The 24536-nt window shown below is 28.9% G+C and carries 27 protein-coding genes, 2 tRNA genes, 2 rRNA genes and 1 other RNA gene; 23 read left to right on the top strand and 9 right to left on the bottom strand.

All coding sequences use genetic code 11. The features are described from left to right. Positions 1 to 22: 22 nt before the first annotated feature. The 13 genes from rpsH (at position 23) to rplQ (ending at position 6916) form a co-directional block, all read left to right on the top strand. Entirely contained in the window at positions 23 to 415 is a 393-nt protein-coding gene (gene rpsH / locus G4A98_02545) for a 30S ribosomal protein S8 (GenBank protein QIQ42070.1), read from the top strand. 10 nt (positions 416 to 425) lie between these two features. Then, positions 426 to 962, top strand: a complete 537-nt coding sequence (rplF, locus tag G4A98_02540) for a 50S ribosomal protein L6 (GenBank protein QIQ42069.1) — start codon at positions 426 to 428, stop codon at positions 960 to 962. 2 nt (positions 963 to 964) lie between these two features. Next, a complete protein-coding gene (gene rplR / locus G4A98_02535) occupies positions 965 to 1333 on the top strand; it encodes a 50S ribosomal protein L18 (GenBank protein QIQ42068.1) in 369 nt (122 codons plus the stop codon). Between the two features lie 15 nt (positions 1334 to 1348). Then, positions 1349 to 1852, top strand: coding sequence for a 30S ribosomal protein S5 (gene rpsE / locus G4A98_02530; GenBank protein QIQ42067.1), 504 nt, complete (start codon positions 1349 to 1351; stop codon positions 1850 to 1852). 10 nt (positions 1853 to 1862) lie between these two features. Next, positions 1863 to 2042 (top strand): 50S ribosomal protein L30, encoded by a 180-nt coding sequence (gene rpmD, locus G4A98_02525; GenBank protein ID QIQ42066.1) that lies wholly within the window; start codon positions 1863 to 1865, stop codon positions 2040 to 2042. A 3-nt stretch (positions 2043 to 2045) separates the two neighbouring features. Beyond that, a complete protein-coding gene (rplO, locus tag G4A98_02520) occupies positions 2046 to 2480 on the top strand; it encodes a 50S ribosomal protein L15 (GenBank protein QIQ42065.1) in 435 nt (144 codons plus the stop codon). A 10-nt stretch (positions 2481 to 2490) separates the two neighbouring features. After that, positions 2491 to 3804 (top strand): preprotein translocase subunit SecY, encoded by a 1314-nt coding sequence (secY, locus tag G4A98_02515; GenBank protein ID QIQ42064.1) that lies wholly within the window; start codon positions 2491 to 2493, stop codon positions 3802 to 3804. Between the two features lie 32 nt (positions 3805 to 3836). After that, positions 3837 to 3953, top strand: a complete 117-nt coding sequence (rpmJ, locus tag G4A98_02510) for a 50S ribosomal protein L36 (protein QIQ42063.1) — start codon at positions 3837 to 3839, stop codon at positions 3951 to 3953. Positions 3954 to 4044: 91 nt separating this feature from the next. Beyond that, positions 4045 to 4401 (top strand): 30S ribosomal protein S13, encoded by a 357-nt coding sequence (gene rpsM / locus G4A98_02505; GenBank protein ID QIQ42062.1) that lies wholly within the window; start codon positions 4045 to 4047, stop codon positions 4399 to 4401. A gap of 16 nt (positions 4402 to 4417) precedes the next feature. Beyond that, positions 4418 to 4813, top strand: a complete 396-nt coding sequence (rpsK, locus tag G4A98_02500; protein QIQ42061.1) for a 30S ribosomal protein S11 — start codon at positions 4418 to 4420, stop codon at positions 4811 to 4813. 25 nt (positions 4814 to 4838) lie between these two features. Then, positions 4839 to 5459: a 30S ribosomal protein S4 gene (gene rpsD, locus G4A98_02495; protein QIQ42060.1), complete on the top strand. Its 621-nt coding sequence runs from the start codon at positions 4839 to 4841 to the stop codon at positions 5457 to 5459. 28 nt (positions 5460 to 5487) lie between these two features. After that, the gene (gene rpoA, locus G4A98_02490; protein QIQ42059.1) at positions 5488 to 6477 is read left to right on the top strand and encodes a DNA-directed RNA polymerase subunit alpha; all 990 of its coding nucleotides are present in this window, start codon (positions 5488 to 5490) and stop codon (positions 6475 to 6477) included. A gap of 46 nt (positions 6478 to 6523) precedes the next feature. Beyond that, positions 6524 to 6916, top strand: coding sequence for a 50S ribosomal protein L17 (gene rplQ, locus G4A98_02485; protein QIQ42058.1), 393 nt, complete (start codon positions 6524 to 6526; stop codon positions 6914 to 6916). A gap of 122 nt (positions 6917 to 7038) precedes the next feature. Here rplQ and G4A98_02480 read toward each other — a convergent pair whose 3' ends face one another. Both G4A98_02480 and def read right to left on the bottom strand, forming a co-directional pair. Continuing rightward, positions 7039 to 7983, bottom strand: coding sequence for a methionyl-tRNA formyltransferase (locus G4A98_02480; GenBank protein QIQ42057.1), 945 nt, complete (start codon positions 7981 to 7983; stop codon positions 7039 to 7041). Positions 7984 to 7990: 7 nt separating this feature from the next. After that, positions 7991 to 8518 carry a peptide deformylase gene (gene def, locus G4A98_02475; protein QIQ42056.1) on the bottom strand — a complete coding sequence of 176 codons (528 nt, stop codon included), beginning with the start codon at positions 8516 to 8518 and terminating at the stop codon, positions 7991 to 7993. Positions 8519 to 8763: 245 nt separating this feature from the next. Here def and G4A98_02470 point away from each other — a divergent pair, with 245 nt between their 5' ends. The 7 genes from G4A98_02470 to cspE all read left to right on the top strand — a co-directional run bounded on the left by G4A98_02470 (position 8764) and on the right by cspE (position 14650). Continuing rightward, a complete protein-coding gene (locus G4A98_02470) occupies positions 8764 to 9237 on the top strand; it encodes a DUF494 family protein (GenBank protein QIQ42055.1) in 474 nt (157 codons plus the stop codon). A 60-nt stretch (positions 9238 to 9297) separates the two neighbouring features. Continuing rightward, positions 9298 to 9870: an L-threonylcarbamoyladenylate synthase type 1 TsaC gene (locus tag G4A98_02465; GenBank protein QIQ42054.1), complete on the top strand. Its 573-nt coding sequence runs from the start codon at positions 9298 to 9300 to the stop codon at positions 9868 to 9870. Then, positions 9863 to 10684: a shikimate dehydrogenase gene (gene aroE, locus G4A98_02460; GenBank protein QIQ42053.1), complete on the top strand. Its 822-nt coding sequence runs from the start codon at positions 9863 to 9865 to the stop codon at positions 10682 to 10684. The genes G4A98_02465 and aroE overlap by 8 nt, the downstream gene beginning before the upstream one ends. A 174-nt stretch (positions 10685 to 10858) precedes the next feature. Further along, positions 10859 to 10931: transfer RNA gene (locus G4A98_02455), tRNA-Glu, on the top strand. A gap of 157 nt (positions 10932 to 11088) precedes the next feature. Beyond that, positions 11089 to 14029 (top strand): 23S ribosomal RNA (locus G4A98_02450). A gap of 85 nt (positions 14030 to 14114) precedes the next feature. Then, positions 14115 to 14230: ribosomal RNA gene (gene rrf, locus G4A98_02445) — 5S ribosomal RNA — on the top strand. A gap of 210 nt (positions 14231 to 14440) precedes the next feature. Then, the gene (gene cspE / locus G4A98_02440) at positions 14441 to 14650 is read left to right on the top strand and encodes a transcription antiterminator/RNA stability regulator CspE (protein QIQ42052.1); all 210 of its coding nucleotides are present in this window, start codon (positions 14441 to 14443) and stop codon (positions 14648 to 14650) included. A 107-nt stretch (positions 14651 to 14757) separates the two neighbouring features. Here cspE and G4A98_02435 read toward each other — a convergent pair whose 3' ends face one another. After that, on the bottom strand, positions 14758 to 15021 hold the full coding sequence (locus G4A98_02435) for a DUF493 family protein (GenBank protein QIQ42051.1): 264 nt from the start codon (positions 15019 to 15021) through the stop codon (positions 14758 to 14760). A gap of 190 nt (positions 15022 to 15211) precedes the next feature. Between G4A98_02435 and G4A98_02430 the strand changes: the two genes are divergently transcribed. After that, positions 15212 to 16612 carry a cysteine--tRNA ligase gene (locus G4A98_02430; GenBank protein ID QIQ42050.1) on the top strand — a complete coding sequence of 467 codons (1401 nt, stop codon included), beginning with the start codon at positions 15212 to 15214 and terminating at the stop codon, positions 16610 to 16612. Here G4A98_02430 and folD read toward each other — a convergent pair. Further along, positions 16609 to 17466, bottom strand: coding sequence for a bifunctional methylenetetrahydrofolate dehydrogenase/methenyltetrahydrofolate cyclohydrolase FolD (folD, locus tag G4A98_02425; protein QIQ42049.1), 858 nt, complete (start codon positions 17464 to 17466; stop codon positions 16609 to 16611). The genes G4A98_02430 and folD overlap by 4 nt on opposite strands. A 154-nt stretch (positions 17467 to 17620) precedes the next feature. On the opposite strand from folD, the gene G4A98_02420 reads away from it, so the two are divergent. Next, positions 17621 to 17694 (top strand) — tRNA-Arg (locus G4A98_02420). A gap of 4 nt (positions 17695 to 17698) precedes the next feature. On the opposite strand, the gene adk is transcribed toward G4A98_02420, so the two are convergent. From adk to dnaX, 4 genes are all read right to left on the bottom strand, one after another. Then, positions 17699 to 18346 carry an adenylate kinase gene (gene adk, locus G4A98_02415; protein ID QIQ42048.1) on the bottom strand — a complete coding sequence of 216 codons (648 nt, stop codon included), beginning with the start codon at positions 18344 to 18346 and terminating at the stop codon, positions 17699 to 17701. A 71-nt stretch (positions 18347 to 18417) separates the two neighbouring features. Beyond that, positions 18418 to 20292: a molecular chaperone HtpG gene (htpG, locus tag G4A98_02410; GenBank protein ID QIQ42047.1), complete on the bottom strand. Its 1875-nt coding sequence runs from the start codon at positions 20290 to 20292 to the stop codon at positions 18418 to 18420. 147 nt (positions 20293 to 20439) lie between these two features. Beyond that, positions 20440 to 20769, bottom strand: a complete 330-nt coding sequence (locus tag G4A98_02405) for a YbaB/EbfC family nucleoid-associated protein (GenBank protein ID QIQ42046.1) — start codon at positions 20767 to 20769, stop codon at positions 20440 to 20442. Between the two features lie 624 nt (positions 20770 to 21393). Then, entirely contained in the window at positions 21394 to 22491 is a 1098-nt protein-coding gene (dnaX, locus tag G4A98_02400; GenBank protein QIQ42045.1) for a DNA polymerase III subunit gamma/tau, read from the bottom strand. A gap of 196 nt (positions 22492 to 22687) precedes the next feature. Between dnaX and ffs the strand changes: the two genes are divergently transcribed. After that, an RNA gene (gene ffs, locus G4A98_02395) (signal recognition particle sRNA small type) lies at positions 22688 to 22784 on the top strand. Positions 22785 to 22789: 5 nt separating this feature from the next. Here ffs and G4A98_02390 read toward each other — a convergent pair. Next, complete coding sequence (locus G4A98_02390; GenBank protein ID QIQ42044.1) at positions 22790 to 24532, bottom strand: SmdB family multidrug efflux ABC transporter permease/ATP-binding protein; 1743 nt, start codon at positions 24530 to 24532, stop codon at positions 22790 to 22792. Positions 24533 to 24536 lie beyond the last annotated feature (4 nt).

Here is a 24536-nt window from a genome sequence, read left to right as displayed (position 1 = left end):
TTTTTAGGTTTTGGAGTTTAAAATGAGCATGCAAGACCCGGTAGCAGATATGTTGACTCGTATTCGAAATGGTCAATCAGCTAATAAATATTCTGTTAAAATGCCTTTATCCAGATTAAAACAATCAATTATTAAATTATTAAAAAAAGAAGGTTATATTCAAGATTATAAGATTTTGGGTAATGTGAAATTAGAATTAGAAGTAGTTCTAAAATATTTTCAAGGAAAACCAGTAGTAGAAATGATCCAACGTATTAGTCGTCCTAGTTTACGAATATATAAAAATAAAAATAATTTGCCTAAGGTTATGTCCGGTTTAGGAATAGCAGTAATTTCTACTTCTAAAGGAGTTATGACAGACCGAGTAGCTCGTCAAGCAGGTCTTGGCGGTGAAATTATTTGTTATGTAGCTTAATGGAGGAAGAATGTCTCGTGTTGCTAAATGTCCAATTGTTGTTCCTTCCGATATTAGTATTCAATTAAATTTGCAGGATATATCAATTAAAGGAAAATATGGTCATCTTTCACGTACTATTCATGAATCAGTTAAAATTGAATATTTAAATAATAAAATAATTTTTTCGCCACATTCAGGTTTTTCTAATAGTTGGGCGCACGCAGGAACTTCAAGAGCTCTTGTCAATTCTATGATTATAGGTGTTTCTAAAAAATTTAGTAAAAAATTACAATTATCTGGAGTTGGTTATCGTGTTTCAATAACAAAAGGCGAGATAATCAATATGTCATTAGGTTATTCTCATATAATTACATATTATCTACCTAAAGGTATTAATGCAGAAAATCCATCTCCGACAGAAATTATTATTCAAGGAATAGATAAACAATTAGTCGGACAAATTGCAGCTAATTTACGTTCCTATCGTATACCAGAACCTTATAAAGGAAAAGGTATACGATATTCAGATGAAATCGTACGTATAAAAGAGGCTAAAAAGAAATAAAAATGGTCTTTTCCAGTAAAAATAAAATAATTTCTCGTATACGCCGTTCTATAAAAACACGTTGTAAAATTAAAAAATTAGGTGCTATTCGATTAGTTGTACATCGTACTTCACGTCATATGTATGCTCAAATAATTTCTTCTGCAGAATCGAAAGTATTAGCATTTGCTTCAACGTTAGAAAAAAAAATCAATCGCAGTTTGAAATATACAGGAAATAAAGAAGCTGCAGAAAAAATAGGCAAAATTATTGCAGAACGCGCTTTGTCAAAAGGAATAGATCGTGTTTCTTTTGATCGATCTGGTTTTAAATATCATGGTCGTATACAAGTTTTAGCTGAATCTGCACGTGAAGTTGGACTAAAGTTTTAAGGCGAAAATTACAGAATGTCTAATATTGAAAAAAAAAATAATAGTGATTTACAAGAAAAATTAATTACAGTCAATCGTGTTTCAAAAACTGTTAAAGGTGGTCGTATATTTTCTTTTACAGCATTAACTGTCGTAGGAAATGGAGATGGACGAGTTGGTTTTGGTTATGGAAAAGCGCGAGAAGTCCCTGCAGCTATTCAGAAAGCTATGGAAAAGGCTAGACGTAACATGATTACGATACCGTTAGTTAATAAAACTTTACAACATTCATTAAAAGGCTCTCATACTGGGTCAAATATTTTTATGAAGCCTGCTTCTGATGGAACTGGAATTATTGCGGGAGGAGCTATGCGTGCAGTTTTAGAGGTAGCAGGAATACATAATGTGTTAGCCAAAACTTATGGTTCTACTAATCCAATCAATGTAGTACGAGCTACTATGAATGGTTTAGTTAACATGAAATCTCCAGAAATGATAGCTGCTAAAAGAAATAAACGTATTAAAGATATATTAGGATAAATTATATTTAATGAAAAATATAAAAATCACTCAAATAAAAAGTGCCATAGGAAGATTGCCTAAGCATAAAAAAACATTGATTGGACTTGGATTACGTTATATCGGACATACTGTTGTACGTGAAGATACACCATCCATTCAAGGAATGATTAAAAAAATTTCTTATCTTTTAAAAATACAAGAGGAATAAAATATGCATTTAAATACTCTTTCTCCAGCAAACGGAGCGCGTCAAAATCAAAAAAGATTAGGTCGTGGTATCGGTTCGGGATTTGGAAAAACTTCTGGTCGCGGTCATAAAGGTCAAAAATCTAGAACAGGAAGTAGTATTCGTCGTGGTTTCGAAGGAGGACAAATGCCTTTATATAGAAGACTTCCTAAGTTTGGTTTTAATTCTAGAAAAAAAAATATTACAACGGAAGTTCGTTTATCAGATTTATCAAATTTATCTACAAACATTATTGATCTTAATATATTAAAACAAGAAAATATTATCAAAAAAAATATCAAATATGCCAAGATAATTCTTGCAGGGAAATTAAAAGCATCCTTAATCATTCGAGGTTTACGTGTTACTAAAGGTGCTCGTTCTGCAATTGAAAATTCTGGTGGCAAAGTGGAAGGATAAGCCGTAAATAATGGTTAAGAAATTAGGATTAAATTTTAAAAATAATAAAAAAAGTTTTAGTGAACTAAAACAGAGAATTATTTTTCTAATAGTAGCTATCATCGTTTTTCGTATTGGTTCTTTTATTCCGATTCCTGGAATTAATACTACGATTTTATCTAAAATATTGAACGAACAAAAAGGCACTATTGTTGATATGTTTAATATGTTTTCTGGTGGTGCTTTAAGTCGTGCTTCTATTTTTGCTTTAGGAATCATGCCCTATATATCAGCTTCTATTATTATTCAACTACTTACATTAGTATATCCCACTTTATCTGAAATCAAAAAAGAAGGAGAATCTGGACGCCATAAAATCAATCAGTATACTAGATATGCCACTTTAGTCTTAGCTCTTGTGCAGTCTATTGGAATTGCTACTACACTTCCTAATACAACAGGAATGCATGCAATTATAATAAATACTGATTTTTGTTTTTATTTAATTGCTATTATAAGTTTAGTAACGGGTACTATGTTTTTAATGTGGTTAGGGGAATTAATTACAGAATATGGTATTGGTAATGGTATTTCAATCATTATTTTTATAGGAATTATAGCTGGATTACCATCAGCTATCGGAAATACTATTGAAAAAACTAGACAAGGGGATTTACATCTTGCATTGTTTTTATTTATTTTACTATTAATTTTTTTAGTGATTTTTCTTGTTGTCTTTATGGAAAGAGGACAGAGAAAAATTATTGTACATTATGCACAGCGTCAACAAGGTCGACGTATCTATTCCGCTCAAAGTACTCATTTACCTTTAAAAATTAATATGTCTGGTGTTATACCTGCAATTTTTGCTTCTAGTATTGTTCTATTTCCTCCAACTATTATATCTTGGTTTAAAGTAAATAACGAGTGGTTAAAAACCATATCATTTTATTTGCAACCTAATCAATCCTTATATTTAATTTTATATATATCTGCAATAGTATTTTTTTGTTTTTTTTATACAAGTTTAGTATTTAATCCCCGTGAAACAGCAGATAATTTAAAGAAATCAGGAGCTTTTATTTCAGGAATTAGACCTGGTGAACAAACAGCAAAATATATTAATAAAATTATGTTAAGATTAACATTATTTGGTTCTTTGTATATTACATTTATTTGTTTAATCCCAGAATTTATGCGAAGCGCTATGAATGTTCCTTTTTATTTTGGTGGGACTTCATTGTTAATTGTTGTAGTAGTTATTATGGATTTTATTACTCAAATTCAAACACTGATAATGTCTAATCAATATGAATCTATGCTAAAAAAAGCTAATTTAAACTAAATATTTTATATAAGAAAATTCAAGGGTACAAAATGAAGGTACAAGCTTCTGTAAAAATACTTTGTCGAAATTGTAAAATAATAAGAAGAAATAATGTTGTAAGAGTTATTTGTAGCAATGATCCAAAACATAAACAGCGTCAGGGTTGATAATTTTTATTAATTGAAATATTTTTTTAGTATTAATTATTATCTTTAATTTTATAAATACATGTAAAATATATTCATAAGGTCTTATAATATGGCACGTATTGCAGGTATTAATATTCCTGAACATAAACATACTTTAATTGCATTAACTGCAATATATGGAATTGGTAGAAAACGTTCTAAAGAAATTTGTTCTATTACAAATATTTCTGAATACTCTAAGATTATAGATTTAAATGAAGAACAAATTGACCTTTTAAGAACACATGTTGCAAAATATGTTATTGAAGGTGATTTAAGAAGAGAAAGAACTCTCAATATTAAGCGTCTAATTGATCTAAGTTGTTATCGTGGTCTGCGTCATCGTAGAAGTCTTCCAGTACATGGACAAAGAACTAAAACTAATGCTAGAACTTGTAAAGGTCCTCGAAAACCAATAAAAAAATAATTAGGTAAGATTAATCATGGTAAAAAATTCAGTATCTGTTCGTACGCGTAAACGAGTAAAAAAACAAATTTTAGATGGAATAGCTCATATTCATGCATCTTTTAACAACACCATTGTGACTATTACTGATAGACAAGGTAATGCTTTAGGTTGGGCAACTTCTGGAGGTTCTGGTTTTAGAGGTTCTCGAAAATCTACTCCTTTTGCAGCACAAGTTGCCGCCGAACGTTGTGCAGAAATAGTAAAAGACTATGGTATAAAAAATTTAGAGGTGATGGTTAAAGGTCCAGGTCCAGGTAGAGAATCTACAATTCGAGCTTTAAATGCAGCTGGATTTCGTATTACAAATATCACTGATGTGACACCGATTCCTCATAATGGTTGCCGTCCTCCCAAAAAACGTCGAGTATGATTTTTAGGGATTCTTGGAGAACAACATGGCAAAATATTTAGGCCCGAAATTAAAATTAAGTCGACGTGAAGGTACTGATTTATTTCTTAAATCAGGACTCCGTCCAATAGAATCAAAATGTAAATTAGAACAGCCTCCTGGACAACATGGTATTCGAAAACCTAGATTATCTGATTATGCGATTCAATTGCGTGAAAAACAAAAAGTGCGTCGTTTATACGGTATTTTAGAAAGACAATTTAAAATATATTATAAACTAGCAGCTAGTTTAAAAGGCAATACCGGAGCAAATTTATTACAGTTACTAGAATCTAGATTAGATAATGTAGTTTATCGTATGGGTTTTGGTTGTACTCGTTCTGAAGCAAGACAATTAATTAATCATAAATCTATTATGGTAAATAATAAAGTTGTTAATATTGCTTCATATCAAGTGTCTCCTAATGATCTAATTTCTATTAGAAATAAATCTAAAAATCAATCACGAATAAAAGCAGCTTTAGAACTTGTTGAACAAAGAGAAAAACCAATTTGGTTAGAAGTTAATCCAACTAAAATGGAAGGTATTTTTAAAAGATTTCCTGAACGTTCTGATTTATCCGCAGAAATTAATGAATACTTAATTATTGAACTTTATTCTAAATAATAAAGTTAATTATTAAAGAGAGGATAATATGCAGAATTCTATTATAGATTTTTTGAAACCGCGTTTAGTTGATATCGAGCAAATTAGTGCAACTCATACTAAAGTAACTTTAGAACCATTAGAAAGAGGATTTGGTCATACACTTGGAAACGCACTTCGTAGAATTCTTCTATCTTCTATGCCAGGATGTGCAGTAACTGAAGTTGAAATTGATGGAGTGTTGCATGAATATAGTGCTAAAGAGGGTGTACAAGAAGATATTTTAGAAATATTGTTAAATTTAAAAGGATTATCTGTAAAAGTATATGGAAAAGACGAAGCTTTTCTTACATTGAATAAATCTGGAATTGGTTCTGTTACTGCTGCAGATATCATACATGATGGTGATGTCGAAATTATTAAACCAGAACATATGATTTGTCATTTAACTTACGATAGTGCTTCTATTAAAATGCGAATAAAAGTACAACGTGGAAGAGGTTACATTCCTGCATCTTCAAGAGTTCATTTAGAAGACGATTCAAGACCAATAGGTTGTTTATTAGTAGATGCTTGTTATAGTCCTATAGATCGAATTTCTTATAATGTAGAAGCTGCACGTGTAGAACAAAGAACTGATTTAGATAAATTAGTTATTGAAATGGAAACAAATGGAACGATTGATCCAGAAGAAGCAATTCGAAGAGCTGCTACTATTTTAGCCGAGCAATTAGAAGCTTTTGTAGATTTAAGAGATGTTCGTGAACCTGAAATAAAAGAAGTAAAACCTGCATTTGAACCTATTTTATTACGTCCAGTAGATGATTTAGAACTAACGGTTCGTTCTGCTAATTGCCTTAAAGCAGAAGCAATACATTATATTGGTGATTTAGTGCAAAGAACTGAAGTAGAACTTTTAAAAACTCCTAATTTAGGAAAAAAGTCTTTAACTGAAATTAAAGATATATTAGCTTCTCGAAGTCTATCTCTTGGTATGAGATTAGAAAATTGGCCACCATCAAATATTGTAGATGAATAATTTATATTTTATTTTATATTAATATCTTAATAGAAGGAATAAATTTATGCGTCATCGAAAAAGTGGCCGTCAATTAAATCGTAATAGTGCCCATCTTAATGCTATGCTGAAAAATATGGCATGTTCGTTATTTACATATGAAGTTATAAAAACTACTCTAGCTAAAGCAAAAGAACTACGTCGTATTGTCGAACCTCTTATTACTTTATCTAAAATAGATACTATTGCACATAGAAGATTAGTTTTTTCTCGTATTCGTGATAATGTAATAGTAGTAAAATTATTTAAAAATTTAGGACCTTTTTTTTTTAGTAGATTAGGTGGTTATACGCGTATTTTAAAATGTGGATTTCGTTCTGGAGATAAAGCTCCAATGGCTTATATCGAATTAGTTGATCGTGTTAAAAAAAATAAAAAACAAGAAATCGTAGAATCATAACATTTGTATTTTTCTTTTAGAAAAATCTATTAAATATGCTTTTCAAGCAAACGGAGATATACCGTTTGCTTATTTTTTAATATACATAGTTTTGATATATATATAAATTTATTAATATTTTTTTATACAATAGTACCAATTTTAAATAAATTTTTTTGAGAAAGCATTACATTTTTAACATCTATAATTTTTTTTCCAGGTAATTGTAATTTTTCAATATTTAATATTTGATGAGATGTGTTTATTTGAATTCCATTTTTATTAGAACAGATAATTTCTCCTATAGAAAAATTTGACTGTACTATCGGAATTACTGATGATTGCCATACTCTTATAGTTTTTTTTTGCAAGAAAAAATAACATACAGGCCATGGATTAAATGCTCGTATTAAACGTTCTAATTTTTTAGCTTGCAAATTCCAGTCCAACAAAGCATCTTTTTTATGTATTTTTTTTGATATAAGTACATTTTTTTCATCTTGTTTTTTTGCAATAATTGTATTTGAAATAATTTTTTCTAAAACTTCTAATAATGCTTTTATTCCAATTTTTATTAGTTTTAAAGATAAACTTTTAGTAGTATCTTTCAATGATATGCTGCACGTTATTGAATGTATTATAGTACCAGAGTCAATTTTTTCATTCATATTAATGATACTTATACCTGTTTTTTTATCACCATATAAAATTGATGATTGAATTGGAGTTGCTCCTCTCCATCTAGGTAATAATGAAGCATGAACATTAATACAGCCTTTTGGAAACATAGTCAGAATTATTTTGGGTATTATGTTGCCATAGGATACAACTATCATTATATCTGCATTAAGTTGTAATAGTTGATTTTGAAAATTTTTATCATTTAAATTTAAAGGCTGAAAAATAGGTATTTGATTATTTATAGATAGAATTTTTACAGGAGAAAAAATAATTTTTTGTCCTCTTCCAGAAGAACGATCTGGTTGAGTGATTACTGCAATTACGTCATGTGAAGAAACAATTAGTGCGTTTAAATGTTCTGCAGAAAAATATTCTGTTCCAGCAAAAATAATTTTTAACTTGTTCAAATGTATTTTATTCCCTAATTAAGAATTTATTTTTATTACTTTTTTTTGTTAATTTATTAATTTTTTTTTGCATTCTCTCTCTTTTAAATTTTGATAAATAATCAATAAATAGTTTACCTTTAAGGTGATCTATTTCATGTTGTATACAAATAGACATTATTGATTCTGCTTCTGTCTCTATTTTTTCTCCATAAAGATTAATTGATTGGACTCTTATATAGTTATATCTTGGTACAGAAGCACGATATTCTGGAATTGATAAACATCCTTCTTCAATACTAATATTACCTTCTTTCTTAATAATTTTAGGGTTAATAAGCACTAAATTATTTTTTTCTTGCTCCATTGTGTTGATGACTATAATTTGTAATTGAATGTTTACTTGTGTTGCTGCTAAACCAATTCCTTCTTCTTGATGCATTGTATCTATCATATTATTTATAATTTTTTTTATTTTCTTATCAACTATATTAACTGGTTTAGCGATAAGTCTTAAACGTATATCAGGATAATAGAGTATTTTTAACAAAGACATATATATTTTAGATGTAAAATAGTAGAATTTTATATTAGTATAGACTTTTTTATTATAATTAAAAGTTTGCTATTGTTGTTTTTTATATTTTCAACAAAACAATCTATTATATTTTTAGTAAAAATTTATCTCTATTAAAATATAGTATTTTTCATATATTATATATTAGTAATGCTAATGATGAAATTATATATAGAATGTATTACTAAATATTTAAGTTTTTTTAATATTTGATTGAGGACGTAATGTTTGATATATTAATATATTTTTTTGAAAATTATGTACATAGTGAATCAAAAATTTCTATTGATTACGATATTCTAACTAATGATTTGTCTGATATAGGTTTTCAGAAACGAGATATTTATAATGCTTTACGTTGGTTAAAAAATCTTTCTTGTTATAAAAAAAATATTATTTCATCTATTAATTTATTATCGAAACAGATTTCTACTCGAATTTACACTCAAGAAGAATCTCTTAAACTCAATGTTGATTGCCGTGGTTTTATACTTTTTTTAGAACAGTTAGAAATATTGACATTAGATACACGTGAAATGATTATCGAAAGAATTATGGAGTTAGAAATTAATGAATTGAATCTTGAAGATTTAAAATGGATTGTATTAATTGTATTGTTTAATGTGCCTGGATGTGAATTAGTATATCGTAAACTTGAAAATTTATTATTTAATTTTACAGAAGAGATCGTTCATTAAATAATATCATTTTTAATTAAAATTAAAAAAAGTAATAATTTTTATTATGAGAAAATGTTCATGGATAAACATTGTTTTTCAAATTCATTACTTTATTGTATAAAAATGTTGCATGATGATAATGTCATTGCTTATCCTACAGAATCAATGTTTGGGTTAGGTTGCGATCCTACTAGTAAAAAAGCTGTAAAAAAATTATTAAATTTAAAAAAAAGAAGTGTAGAAAAAGGATTTATATTAGTAGCTGCAGATTTTAATCAGCTAAAAATGTACATTAATGAAAAAAATTTAACAAATAAACAAAAAAATAAGATTTTTTTTCATTGGCCGGGACCTTTTACTTTTTTACTTCCAGCAAAGTCTGATGTTCCTTATTGGTTAACCGGTAAATTTAATACTGTAGCTGTGCGTGTAAGCGCTCATTTTGAAATAATCAAACTATGTAATGCTTTTGGAGGAGCATTAATATCGACTAGTGCTAATATTTCAAATATGACGCCATGTTTTACTCCCGAAGACGTATTTAAGTTTTTTGGTAAAGATTTTCCATTATTAAATGGAAAAATAGGTGACGAAAAGAATCCTTCTAAAATTATTAATATTATTAATGGAAAGTTAATTCGCTATGTTTAAATACCAAAATTTTAATTATGCTGTATTTGGTAATCCTATTAATCATAGTAAATCTCCTAAAATTCATAGTTTATTTGCGAAACAAACAGGTATTCTTCATATTTATAAATCTATTCATGTTCCATTAGATGGCTTTCGTACTGTTTTATGTAATTTTTTTGAACAAGATGGTCAGGGTGCAAACATTACTGCACCATTTAAACAAGAAGCTTATTTTTTCTGTGATAAACTAACTGAAAGAGCAAAAATAGCTCAATCTGTTAATACATTTAAAAACATAAATGGTAAATATATTTTAGGAGATAATACAGATGGTATTGGATTATTATCTGATTTAATAAGATTAAATTTTATAAAAAAAAAATACTCAATATTAATAATTGGTGCAGGTGGTGCAGCTAAAGGAATTATTTCTCCTCTTTTATCATTTGGATGTTCTATTTTTATTTTAAATAGAACTTATTTAAATGCTGCAAAATTAGTTTTACAATTTAATAAGTATGGAAATATATATGTATTCAATAAAAAATTATTAAAAATCAAACACTTTGATTTGATTATTAATGCAACATCAAAATCCGTTATAAAAAAAGATGATTTTTTTCCTATATCTATAGTTTCTTCAAAAACATGTTTTTATGATATGAATTATCAAGTAGGTAATACAATTTTTATTGATTGGTGTCTTGAAATAGGAGCTAATTTTTATTCTGATGGGATAGGGATGTTAGTTTTTCAAGCTGCTCATTCTTTTTCTTTATGGCATCATGTTCTTCCAGAAATAGATTATATTATTGATATTTTAAAAAAATAATTTTTTTAAAAGGAATAAAAACATTATTTAATCTATAAGTTTTTTAGTATATTTTTCAATATTTTAATTAATTAATAATAAAAAATACTTGACTCTTTTTTTTTGATCTGTTATTAATTATATTAACTATTATGTATTATATTATATTAAATAAAAAATAATTTTACGTTAAAGGTCCCCTTCGTCTAGAGGTCTAGGACACCGCCCTTTCACGGCGGCAACAGGGGTTCAAATCCCCTAGGGGACGATAAATAAAAATATTTTTAAAAATATTATATACTAATTTAAATTATTGTGTTATTCTCAAAATAACTTTTTAATAAAAGTTAAAATTAATAAAAAAAAGCTCTTTAAAAATTCGGAAAAACAAGCATATAACTTATTTTTTTAAAAAACACCTGTGGGTTGTAAGGTTAAGCAAATAAGCGTACATGGTGAATGCCTTGGCAGTCAGAGGCGAAGAAGGACGTGCTAATCTGCGAAAAGCGTCGGCAAGCTGATATGAAGCGTAATAACCGTCGATATCCGAATGGGGAAACCCGATGCAATTTTATGCATCATTATTAACCGAATTAAATAAGTTAATAAAGCAAACCAAGGGAACTGAAACATCTAAGTACCTTGAGGAAAAGAAATCAACCGAGATTCCCCTAGTAGTGGCGAGCGAAAAGGGAACAGCCCAGAACTATAATCAATATAAATCATAGTAGAATGATTTGGAAATTTCAGCGAAACAAGGTGATAGCCCTGTATACGAAATAATTTATATTGTGAGTTCGAAAAGTAGAGCGGGACACGAGAAATCCTGTTTGAATATGGGGGGACCATCCTCCAAGGCTAAATACTCCTGACTGACCGATAGTGAACTAGTACCGTAAGGGAAAGGCGAAAAGAACCCCGGCGAGGGGAGTGAAATAGAACCTGAAACCGTGTACGTACAAGCAGTGGAAGCATTTTTTTTTAAAGAATGTGACTGCGTACCTTTTGTATAATGGGTCAGCGACTTGTACTCTGTAGCAAGGTTAACCAAATAGGGGAGCCGAAGGGAAACCGAGTCCTAAATAGGCGTTAAGTTTCAGGGTACAGACCCGAAACCCGGTGATCTAGCCACGGGCAGGTTGAAGGTTGGGTAAAACCAACTGGAGGACCGAACCGACTGATGTTGAAAAATCAGCGGATGACCTATGGCTAGGGGTGAAAGGCCAATCAAACCGGGAGATAGCTGGTTCTCCCCGAAAGCTATTTAGGTAGCGCCTCGTGAATTCATCTTCGGGGGTAGAGCACTGTTTCGACTAGGGGGCCATCCCGGCTTACCAAACCGATGCAAACTCCGAATACCGTAGAATGTTATCACGGGAGACACACAGCGGGTGCTAACGTTCGTTGTGGAAAGGGAAACAACCCAGACCGCCAGCTAAGGTCCCAAAGTCATAGTTAAGTGGGAAACGATGTGGGAAGGCATAAACAGCCAGGATGTTGGCTTAGAAGCAGCCATCATTTAAAGAAAGCGTAATAGCTCACTGGTCAAGTCGGCCTGCGCGGAAGATATAACGGGGCTCAAACTATGCACCGAAGCTGCGGCAGTAAAAATATATTTTTTTGCTGGGTAGGGGAGCGTTCTGTAAGCCAAAGAAGATATATTGTAAAATGTATTGGAGGTATCAGAAGTGCGAATGCTGACATGAGTAACGATAAAGCAGGTGAAAAACCTGCTCGCCGAAAAACCAAGGTTTCCTGTCCAACGTTAATCGGGGCAGGGTAAGCCGACCCCTAAGGCGAGGCTGAAAAGCGTAGTCGATGGACAACAGGTTAATATTCCTGTGCTTAATATTACTGCGAAGTGGGGACGAAGAAGGTTAAGTTATCCAGGTGACGGTTATCCTGGTTTAAATGTGTAGGTATGATAATTAGGCAAATCCGGTTATCTTTAATCTGAGGCATGATGACGAATCATTAAGGTGATGAAGTAACTAATACCACGCTTCCAAGAAAAGCCTCTAAGCATCAGGTAAAATTAAATCGTACCCTAAACCGACACAGGTGGTTAAGTAGAGAATACTAAGGCGCTTGAGAGAACCCAGGTGAAGGAACTAGGCAAAATAGTGCCGTAACTTCGGGAGAAGGCACGCTAATATTAAGTGAAAAGATTTACTCTAATAGCTGAAGTTAGTCGAAGATACCAGCTGGCTGCAACTGTTTATTAAAAACACAGCACTGTGCAAACACGAAAGTGGAAGTATACGGTGTGACGCCTGCCCGGTGCCGGAAGGTTAATCGAAAGAGTCAAAGGAAACTTAAAGCTCTGAACTGAAGCCCCGGTAAACGGCGGCCGTAACTATAACGGTCCTAAGGTAGCGAAATTCCTTGTCGGGTAAGTTCCGACCTGCACGAATGGCGTAATGATGGCCAGGCTGTCTCCACCTGGGACTCAGTGAAATTGAATTTGCTGTGAAGATGCAGTATATCCGCGGCAAGACGGAAAGACCCCGTGAACCTTTACTATAGCTTGACACTGAATTTTGAATTTTAATGTGTAGGATAGGTGGGAGGCTATGAAATTAAAACGCTAGTTTTAACGGAGCCAAACTTGAAATACCACCCTTTAAAATACGGTATTCTAACCTAGTGCCGTAATCCGGCACAGAGACAGTGTCTGGTGGGTAGTTTGACTGGGGCGGTCTCCTCCCAAAGAGTAACGGAGGAGTACGAAGATTGGCTAATCACGGTCGGACATCGTGAGGTTAGTGCAAAGGCATAAGCCAGTTTGACTGTGAGCGTGATAACGCGAGCAGGTGCGAAAGCAGGTCTTAGTGATCCGGTGGTTCTGAATGGAAGGGCCATCGCTCAACGGATAAAAGGTACTCCGGGGATAACAGGCTGATACCGCCCAAGAGTTCATATCGACGGCGGTGTTTGGCACCTCGATGTCGGCTCATCACATCCTGGGGCTGAAGCAGGTCCCAAGGGTATGGCTGTTCGCCATTTAAAGTGGTACGCGAGCTGGGTTTAGAACGTCGTGAGACAGTTCGGTCCCTATCTGCCGTGGGCGTTGGAAGATTGAGGGGGGCTGCTTCTAGTACGAGAGGACCGAAGTGGACGCATCACTGGTGTTCGGGTTGTCATGCCAATGGCATTGCCCGGTAGCTAAATGCGGAAAAGATAAGCGCTGAACGCATATAAGCACGAAACTTGCCCCAAGATGAATCTTCCCTGAAACAGAAATGTTTACTGAAGGGACGTTGAAGACTACGACGTTGATAGGCTAGATGTGTAAGCATAGCGATATGTTGAGCTAACTAGTACTAATGACCCAAGAGGCTTAACCTTGCAACACCAGAGGTGTTTTTAAAATAAATTTAATTAAAAAGCTTGTTTTACTGAATTAATTACTTTTTAAAGTATTTTAAAAAATAAAAAATTATTAAAAATTCCTGGTAAAAATAGTGTAGTAGAACCACCTGAATCCATTCCGAACTCAGAAGTGAAATGCTATAACGCCAATGGTAGTACGGGGCCTCCCCGTGCGAGAGTAGGTCAAATCCAGGATAAAAAAACCCGAAATTTTTTTCGGGTTTTTTTATATTCAAAATAAATTATTTTTAAAAATAAATTACTTTCTAGCTAACAATAGATTTACATGTTAATCTATTGAGAATTTAAATATTTTATATTATTTTTTTTAAATTCTAATATCATTAGTAATTATTAATTAGTCTTTTTTCAATTTAGTATATTTTTTTATGTAAGGTAATATAGATGTCCAAGATTAAAGGTAATGTGAAGTGGTTCAATGAATCTAAAGGTTTTGGTTTTATTACTCCAGAAGATGGAAGTAAAGATGTATTTGTGCATTTTTCAGCTATACAAAGCAATGGGTTTAAAACTTTAGCAGAAGGTCAAAGTGTTGAATTCGAGATTACTGAAGGAGCAAAAGGACCATCTGCTGCTAATGTTATTAGTTTATAAAATGATTCAATTTTTTTGATGTAAAAAAATGTGTTTTTTATAGTACGGCTCTTTAATAGGGCTGTACTATATTGTTTTAAAATATTTTTATATATATTTTAAATTGCTCATAACACCATTCGAACTATATTAATTTTACTAATTTCATGATATAAAATTTCAATTTGTTCAAAATTTTTAGCACATATTGTAATTGAAACAGAAAGATAATTTCCTCTGTTACTTGATTTTACTTGAGGTGTATAATCTCCAGGAATTTGAATTTGAATAACTTTTATTATTTGATCAATAAGTTCAGGCTGTGCCAATCCAATAATCTTATAAGTAAAAAAACAAGGGAATTTTAACATTTCTCGTAATTTTGTTTTCATTATTAATCCCCTATTTTTTTTACGAAGAATATTCTTTTTTTTAAAATACATAATTTTTTTCTCATGTATTTTACAATTAATTTTAAAAGGATTGTAAATAATAATTTATTCAGTTTAGCACATTGGCAATATGGAAAATAATATATTTTATATTATTTTTTACTGAATATATTTTTATAGGATATAAATTATGCTGAAAATTTTTAATACACTAACTGGTAAAAAAGAAATTTTTAAACCTATTATAAAAGATAAAATTAATTTATATGTATGTGGTGTTACTGTATATGATTTTTGTCATATTGGACATGGACGTACTTTTGTGTTTTTTGATATATTAGTTCGTTATCTGCGTTTTTCTGGTTTTGAAGTAAAATATATTCGAAATATTACTGATATCGATGATAAAATTATTCTAAGATCAGCTAAAGAAAAAACTAATATTCATTCTTTTACTTCTTCTATGATAAAAGAAATGCATAAAGATTTTAATTTGTTAGGAATTTCCCCTCCTGATGAAGAGCCTCGTGTTACAGATTTTATTACTAATATTATTCAAATCATTATGAAGTTGATACAAAAAAAACATGCATATAAAAATAAAAATGGAGACATTGTCTTTGCTATAGATAGCGATCCCAATTATGGTACTTTATCTCGTCAATCTTTAATTTTATTAAAATCTGGATTGCGTATTCCTGTGAATAACATGAAAAAAAATCCAATAGATTTTGTACTTTGGAAAATTTCTGATCAAGAGGAATATTCTTGGGATTCTCCATGGGGTAGAGGACGTCCTGGTTGGCATATTGAGTGTAGTGCGATAACTAGTATTTTTTTTAATAATGCTATAGATATTCATGGAGGTGGTTCTGATCTTATTTTTCCTCATCATGAAAATGAAAAGTCTCAATCTACGTGTTTCAATAATAAATCGATAATAAATTTTTGGATGCATACTGGCATGGTTATTATAAATAATCAAAAAATGTCTAAGTCATTAGGAAATGTTCATTTGTTAAGAAATATATTAAAAAATTATGATCCTGAAGTTTTACGTTATTTTTTTCTTTCAACACATTACCGTCATCCTATTTACTATTGTGAAAAAAAAATAGATCAAGCATACATAGCATTGAAATATTTGTATACAGCATTATGCAATACTAATCCTTTTGTTAATAACAAAGAAAATGTTAAATTTGAATTTGAATTTGAATTTTATGATGCTATGAATGATGATTTTAATACTCCTAGAGCATTTTCTATTTTTTTAAAAATAGCACGTAAAATTAATTTTTTTAAAAAGACAGATATATTAAAAAGTAATCAACTTGCTTTTATATTAAAATATTTAGCTAATAATTTAGGTTTTTTATTACAAAATCCAGAAGATTTTTTGCAAGAAAAAACTACATTGAATTCATGTGAATTAAAAGAGATTGAATTATTAATAGAAAAAAGAAATATTGCAAGACAGTTAAAATTATGGAAAAAAGCAGATAATATACGAGAAAAATTAATATCTTTAAATGTTATCTTAGAAGATCTTCCCGACAAAACAATATGGCGTAAAAATAAAAAAATTTAAAAATCGTGATAATTCTCACAAGCCTCTAATGTATTTTGTAATAATGTTGCTACTGTCATAGGACCAACTCCTCCAGGTACAGGAGTGATATAAGATGCTCTTAAATATGCATTTTTAAAGTCTACATCACCTACTATTTGCCCATTTTCTAATCTATTAATACCAACATCTATAACTATAGAACCACGCTTAATCCAATTTCCTTTTAAAAAGTTTGCTTTTCCAACTGCAACAATTAATAAATCAGCATTTTTTACATGATTTTTTAAATTTTTAGTAAATCGATGTGTAACAGTAGTTGTACATCCTGCTAATAATAATTCTAGACTCATCGGTCTTCCAACTATATTCGATGCGCCAACCATGACTGCATGTAGTCCATGAGTTTTTATTTTATTATATTTTAACATTGTAATAATACCCTTAGGGGTACATGCTCTTAATTTTGGGGTTCTTTGGCATAAAGAACCAGTGTTATATGGATGAAATCCATCTACATCTTTATCGGGAGTAATACTACTTAAAACATTCATATAGTTTATTTGTTGAGGAAGTGGTAATTGTATCAAAATTCCATCTATATTTTCGTTTTTATTTAATTTGGAAATGAGATTTAATACTTCGATTTCATGAACATTATCAGGAAAATTCCAACATTCTGAAAAAAAACCAACATTTTTGCATGCTATTTTTTTTTTATTGACATAGATCTGTGAAGGAGTATTAGTTCCTACTAAAATCATAGCTAATCCGGGTATTTTTTTTCCATCTTTTTTTCGTTTTTTTACTTTGTTTAAAATATTTAATTCTAATTGTTTTGCTATTTTATTACCATCGATAATTATTGCTGGCATCGGTAAGTGACTCAATTATTTTTTACGTTATTATATACAAAAATACTATTATAATATAGGTTAGTATAATTAAACATATTAAAATATAATAATAATAGTAATTTAGTTGCATATATATTATATTAATGTTAAATTTTAAATCTAATTATTTTATGCGTTCTTAGCTCAGTTGGATAGAGCAACGGCCTTCTAAGCCGTAGGTCACAGGTTCAAATCCTGTAGAACGCAAAAATCATTTTTTTAAAATCATTTCTACCTCTTTTTTTATCAATGATAAAACATTCATGGCATTAATTTGAAAAAATTTTATTTTTCCTAATTTTTTTTCATTTATGTAATATTCAACTAATAAACGATTTGTTTTTTTATATTCTTCTAATCTATTTTTAACACTCTCTTCTTTATCATCTTTTCTTATAATTAATGACTCTCCAGTTAGATCATCCTTATCTTTATTTTTTGGAGGATTGAATTTTACATGATAGATACGTCCTGATTGAATGTGTATTCGTCTACCTAATATTCGTTCTAATATAGAGTCATATGGCATTATAAATTCTAATACATAATCTATTTTTATTTTATTTTTTGATAAGTAAAAAGCTTGTTCAATAGTTCTTGGAAAACCATCTAATAAAAAACCATTGATACAGTCTTTTTTTTTCACTCTTTTTTTTATCAAATCACATACAATTTTATCAGAAACTAATTTACCTTTTTCTATAATTTTTTGAATACTTGTTCCTATTTTATTTTTTGCACGAATGGTTTCCCGAAGCATATCACCTGTAGATATTTGAGGAATTTGATATTTTTTGGCAATAAATTTTCCTTGTGTTCCCTTTCCTGTACCAGGTGCACCTAGTAAAATAATACGCATAATAATTTTTTATTCATCTTAAAGTTAATTTTAAGATTACTACTATATGATAGTAGTAATCATATTTTTTATTATTTAACAAGTAATTTATTCATTCTTGAAATAAATTTATGTGGATTTTCTAAATTTCCTTTTTCAGCTAATAATGCTTGATCTAATAATAATTTAATCCACTGATTAAGTTCATTTTGATTGTTAATTAAACATATTTTTTTTATTAAAATATGTTCTGGATTAATTTCAAAAATATATTTTAATTCCGGTACAGACTGTCCTGCTGCAGAAAAAAGTTTAGCCATTTGTGTAGTCATTTCAGCAGAATCACTCAGTAAAATACAGGGAGTTTCTGTTAATCGATGAGTTAATCTTACATCTTTTACTTTATTTCCAAGTACTTGTTTTACTGTTTTTAAAAATTCAATCATATTTACTGAAACGTCACTATTGTTTATTTTTTTTTCTTTTGTGATTTTGTTTAGTGATGAATCTTCTTTACTAATAGATTGGAATTTTTTTCCTTCAAATTCAGTAAGATAATTCATCATCCATTCATCGATTCGATCTGATAATAATAAAACATCAATATTATTTTTTTTAAATAATTCTAAATGAGGACTATTTTTAGCGGATGAATAACTATCTGCAGTAATATAATATATTTTTTCTTGTTTTTCATTCATATTAGATATGTATTTTTTTAAAGAAACGTTTTGTTCAGAACTATTATTTTTTATAGATGAAAAACGTAATAAATTAGCAATCTTTTCTAAATTCTCATGATCTTCAGCAGGACCTTCTTTTAATACAAGACCAAATTGATTCCAGAAAATTTGATACTTTTCACTAGTGTTTTTTGCTAATTTTTCTAACATACTTAAAGATCTTTTGATTAGTGCTTTTCTTAATTTTTCTGTTATTGCATTATCCTGCAATATTTCACGGGAAATATTTAAGGGTAAATTACTAGAATCTATTAAACCTCTTATGAAACGTAAGTAATTAGGAAGAAAAGCTTGCGCATTATCCATAATATAGACGCGTTTTACATATAATTTTAAACCATTTTTATTATCTCTATTCCAGATGTCCCAAGCTGCTTTTTCAGGAATATATAATAGACTAATATATTCTTGATTTCCTTCGACACGATTATGACTCCAAATCAGTGGATTGTTTTGATCATTAGTAAGATGTTTATAAAAATCTTGATAATCGTTATCAGTAATAGAAGATTTATTTAGTGTCCATAATGCTTTAGCTTTATTAATTTGTTCCCAAAAATATGTTTTATTTTTTTCATCGTAATTTTGTATATGTATTGGAACAGTAATATGATCAGAATATTTGCTAATTATACTTTTAATACGCCATATTTCTAAAAATTCTTCTTCTTCTGGTTTTAAAAATAGAGTAATTTCAGTTCCCCGAGTTTTTTTTGTAATATTTGTAATATCATATTCTCCTTCTCCCGAGGATTCCCATAATGTTCCTTCATTAGATTTTGAATCAGCATATCTAGTTCTAACCGATACTTTTCGTGATACAATAAAAGATGAATAAAAACCAACTCCAAATTCTCCAATTAATTCATTTTTTTTATCTTGTTTTTTTTCTAGAGATTCAAGGAAAGATTTTGTTCCTGATTTAGCAATTGTACCAAGATTTTCAATAGTATCTTGTTTAGTCATTCCAATACCATTATCACTAATAGTTAGTGTTTTTTGTGCTTGATTAATGGATATTTGAATTTTGAGATTGCTATCGTTTTCATATAGTTCTGGTGATGATATAGATTCAAATCTTAATTTATCTATTGCATCTGATGAATTAGATATTAATTCTCTTAAAAAAATTTCTTTATTAGAGTAAAGTGAATGAATCATTAAATGTAATAATTGTTTTACTTCTGATTGAAAATTATAGATTTCTTTTTTTTGTGTTTTCATACAGTCATCTCTTTTTAAATAAAAAATAAAAGAAACTTATTAAAAAAATAAAATTAGTTATTTATAAAATTATTTTTATAGAAAAATATATATTTTAAATGAATGTGTAATCATGAATTAATAAGATATTTTTCATTTTATATTATTTTAAATAGGTAAATTAAATCCAGTCGGAAGCTGCATTCCTGTAGATATAGCAGACATTTTCTTTTTTTGAACTTCAGATATTCTTCTTGTCGCATCATTAAACGCAGCTGCTGCTAAATCTTCTAGCATATCTTTATCATCTTGTAATAAACTTGGATCTACTTCGACACGTCTACAATTATGTGCTCCATTAATAGTTACTTTAACTAATCCAGCTCCTGCTTCTCCTGTTACCTCCATTTGAGCGATTTCTTCTTGTATTTTTGCCATTTTTTCTTGCATTTGCTGTGCTTGTTTAATCAAATTACTTAACCCACCTTTAGTAAACATATGTATTGACCTCTCTTGTAATTTTCTCAAAATAATATTTTTTATACTTTTAGTATATATTTAAATGAGATTAATATTAGTTTTTTGCAATTTTATATTAAGAAATTTTTTTAATATTGCAATATTAGGATCTTTTTTTAATAATGAATGCTTTGTTAATATTTTTTCTTTGTATATTTTGCGAACTACTGATAAGGCGTCAATGTATGTAGTTTATTTTTTTCTATAATTAATTGAATTTTGTTATAGTTATTTTATATAGTTCTTTTTTGAAAATTATCTATTTATATTTCTAAATTAAATATTTTTTGATCGGTCATATATATATTAACATTTTAAAGTATTGTTATAGGAAATATGCATTACTAATTTTTTTACATCTATTAATAGTTTTTTTAATTTGCATATTTTGTCATACCAAAGATCTATTTTTTCAATTTTTTCTTTTAATCTTATTATTACTTGTTTATCTTTTATAGTTTCTATCTAATAATTGTATTTGTGCGATGTTAAATTTATTTTTTTATATAGATAGATGTTTTATTTATTCTCTTGTGTAGAAGTATTATTTTTTATTACTTTTAAATAGTTCATTTTTATTTTTTAATACTAAATTTTTTGTATTCATTCATTTTTTTCTATTATAGTCATTGCACGTAATAAAGACATTTCCACTCCTATTTTTTGATTTGGAGCAAACTGTAGTTCTTTTCTTCCATTTAATAGTATTTGATAACATAACTGAACATGTTTTTTACTGATATTTTTAGATATTTTTTGAATCTGATGCCTATATGTTTTTGTAAAACATGTTTCGTATGATATCGGAAAAGTTTGCGATATAGAAATATGATATAAAAAACGTAACATTTCTATTAAAACTTCTTCCCATTCTACTCCTATACTGCTTATTTTATTTAACAATAACATTGTTTTTTTTGAATCTTTTTTTAAAACTGCATCAGTTAATAAAAAAGAATATTTTTTAGATGGAATACCTAACATTTCTGTTATATTTTTTATATAGACGTGACCGTTTCCGAGATAGATAGCATGTTCTAGTAAATTAAGTGCATCTCGTATGCTTCCTTTAGCATGATGAGAGATTTTTTGTAAAGAATATTCATCAGTATTAATTGATTCTTTTATTAGAACATGTTTTAAAAAGTTAAAAATCTTTTCTTCAGAAATTATCTGTAATTTAAAATACAAACAACGAGAGATAATAGTCTTAGGAATTCGTTCTATATCTGTCGTTGCTAAAATAAATTTAATATGCGCAGGAGGTTCTTCAAGTGTTTTAAGCAGTGCATTAAAACTATGACGAGAAAGCATATGAACTTCATCAATTATATATACTTTAAAACGGCTTTTATTAGGAGCATAGTAAACGTTATCTAAAATTTCTCGCATATCTTCTACTTTGGTACGAGAAGCTCCATCTATTTCAAGTACATCTAGACATAATCCTTTTTCTATTTCTTCACAAATTATACATTTTCGACAAGGATTTGATGAAATGCCATTTTGACAATTTAAACTTTTAGCAAGTAATCGAGCAATTGTAGTTTTTCCAATTCCTCTTGTACCAGATAATAACCATGCATGATGAATACGACCAAGAGAGAACCCATTAGATATAGCAGTTACAATGTGTTTTTGACCAACTATATCTTTAAAAGATTGCGGACGCCATTTTCGTGCTAATATTTGATAGTTCATATAAATGTTATATATTTCATTAAAAGACTATTATGCTATCAATATTCATTGTATTATGAAAGTATTCTTACTTATTTTATAAAAATTTTTTATAATATATAATTTAAATGTAAATATTAGTTGTAAATTTCATATTTGATATATACAATAAAACCTTAATTTAATTTTTCTATACAAAATATATAATAGAGTTTTCTGTTAGCTCCAAACACTGTTATATTGAATACCTGGTCAGATTCGGAAGAAAGCAGCCATATCAAATTAATACAGGTGTTCTGATACAGCTAACAGAAACTCTTTACAACTTAGATAATTGAAATTTTTGCATTTTCCAATAACAATTTTTTTTATTTAATAATTGCTGATGCGTGCCTAGTTCAATAACTTTTCCTTTTTTTAAGACTACAATGAGATCTGCTTCAATAATTGTCGAAAGTCTATGAGCGATTACTATTAATGTACATTTTTTTCGTATTGACAATAATGCTTTTTGAATTAGTTGTTCTGTTTCAGAATCAATATTAGCAGTAGCTTCATCTAATATAAGAACTTTAGGATATGAAACTAGTATTCTAGCAATCGCTAGCAATTGCTTTTGACCGACAGATAAATTATTACCTTCTTCCCCTAATAGAGAATAGATACCATTTGGCATAGATTTCACTATGTATGAAAGATGAACTGTATCTAATATTTTCCAAACTTGTTCTTCAGATATTTTTCTTCCTAGTGTAATATTATAAAAAATAGTATCTGAAAGAACTATTGGTTCTTGCTGTACCATTAATACATTTTTTCTTAAGACATAATGACTTATTGAATCAAGAGATTGATTATCTAAATATATTTTTCCATTTTGTATAGGATAGTATCCCATTAATAAACTTGCTAAAGTGCTTTTTCCACTTCCAGTATGTCCTACAAATGCAACAAAACTTTTAGAGAGAATATTAATATTAATATCCTCCAGTATATTGTTTTTACAATTTTTATACTTAAAACTAATATTTTTAATATTTATTTTTCCACTGTTTAATGAATTTTTATTTTTTCCATATTTTTGTTTTGGTGAATCTATAAGTGAAAATATTCTTTCTCCTGCAACAATAGATTGTTGCAATGTTGATTGTTGAATAGTTATAGCAATTAAGGGTTCGTTAAGTCGTCCAAGATAGGTAATAAATGCATATAATATACCTACCTCAAATGCTTTAATCGGAAAAAAACTAAACAAGAATATAAAGTTACATAATACTACGGCTGATAACAAACTAAGTAGTGGTCTTAATAAAAAACCATCTAATCTCAATATTTTCATACGTGACATATAATGTAAATGACTACTGTTTTTTATTTTTTTTTCAAATCTACTTTGCTGACGAAATTGTTGAATGACATTCATTCCATTAATAGTTTCATTAAATTTGTTATTAATATCAGCTAAGTAGTATCTTACTTTTCGTAAAAGTGGAGTACTATAATACTGATAAACTAACATTACTGTAATCATTAATGGTAAAATAAATAAAGCTATAATTGCCATATGCCATTCAAGAGTAAACATTGCGAATAATATAATAAAAATTAACATTATACTGCGAAATAGAGTAGGTCCAACTGTATCATATAATTCTTTAACTGCTTCAGTATCGTTTGTCACCTTTGAAATCATTTGTCCAATAGGTTGAGAATCAAATTTACTAATAGGTTGTCTTAATGCAGCATACATAACATCTTGTCGTAATTTATTAGTGCTTTCTACTGCTATTTTATTAAATAAAATACTTTGAAAATAATTTAGGCAAACTGATGATATTTGCAATAATATGAATGATATAATAATAATAAATATTATTAATAAATCTAATTGGTGTTTAGATAAAATATTATTAATAAAATAACTTATTAAAACTGGTCCTAAAACTTCTGATATCGATCCACTTAAAAGTAAAATAAATGCTAAAATTAATTTTTTTTTATAAGGTTTTACATAAATTAGCAAACGTTTTAAAATTGGCCAAAACTCAATTAAATGATCCATAGTA

Source organism: Buchnera aphidicola (Microlophium carnosum) (assembly GCA_011752475.1).
GTDB lineage: Bacteria > Pseudomonadota > Gammaproteobacteria > Enterobacterales > Enterobacteriaceae > Buchnera > Buchnera aphidicola_BG.
Note: the sequence above shows the minus strand (reverse complement) of the source record. Positions and strands in the feature narration are given on the sequence as shown.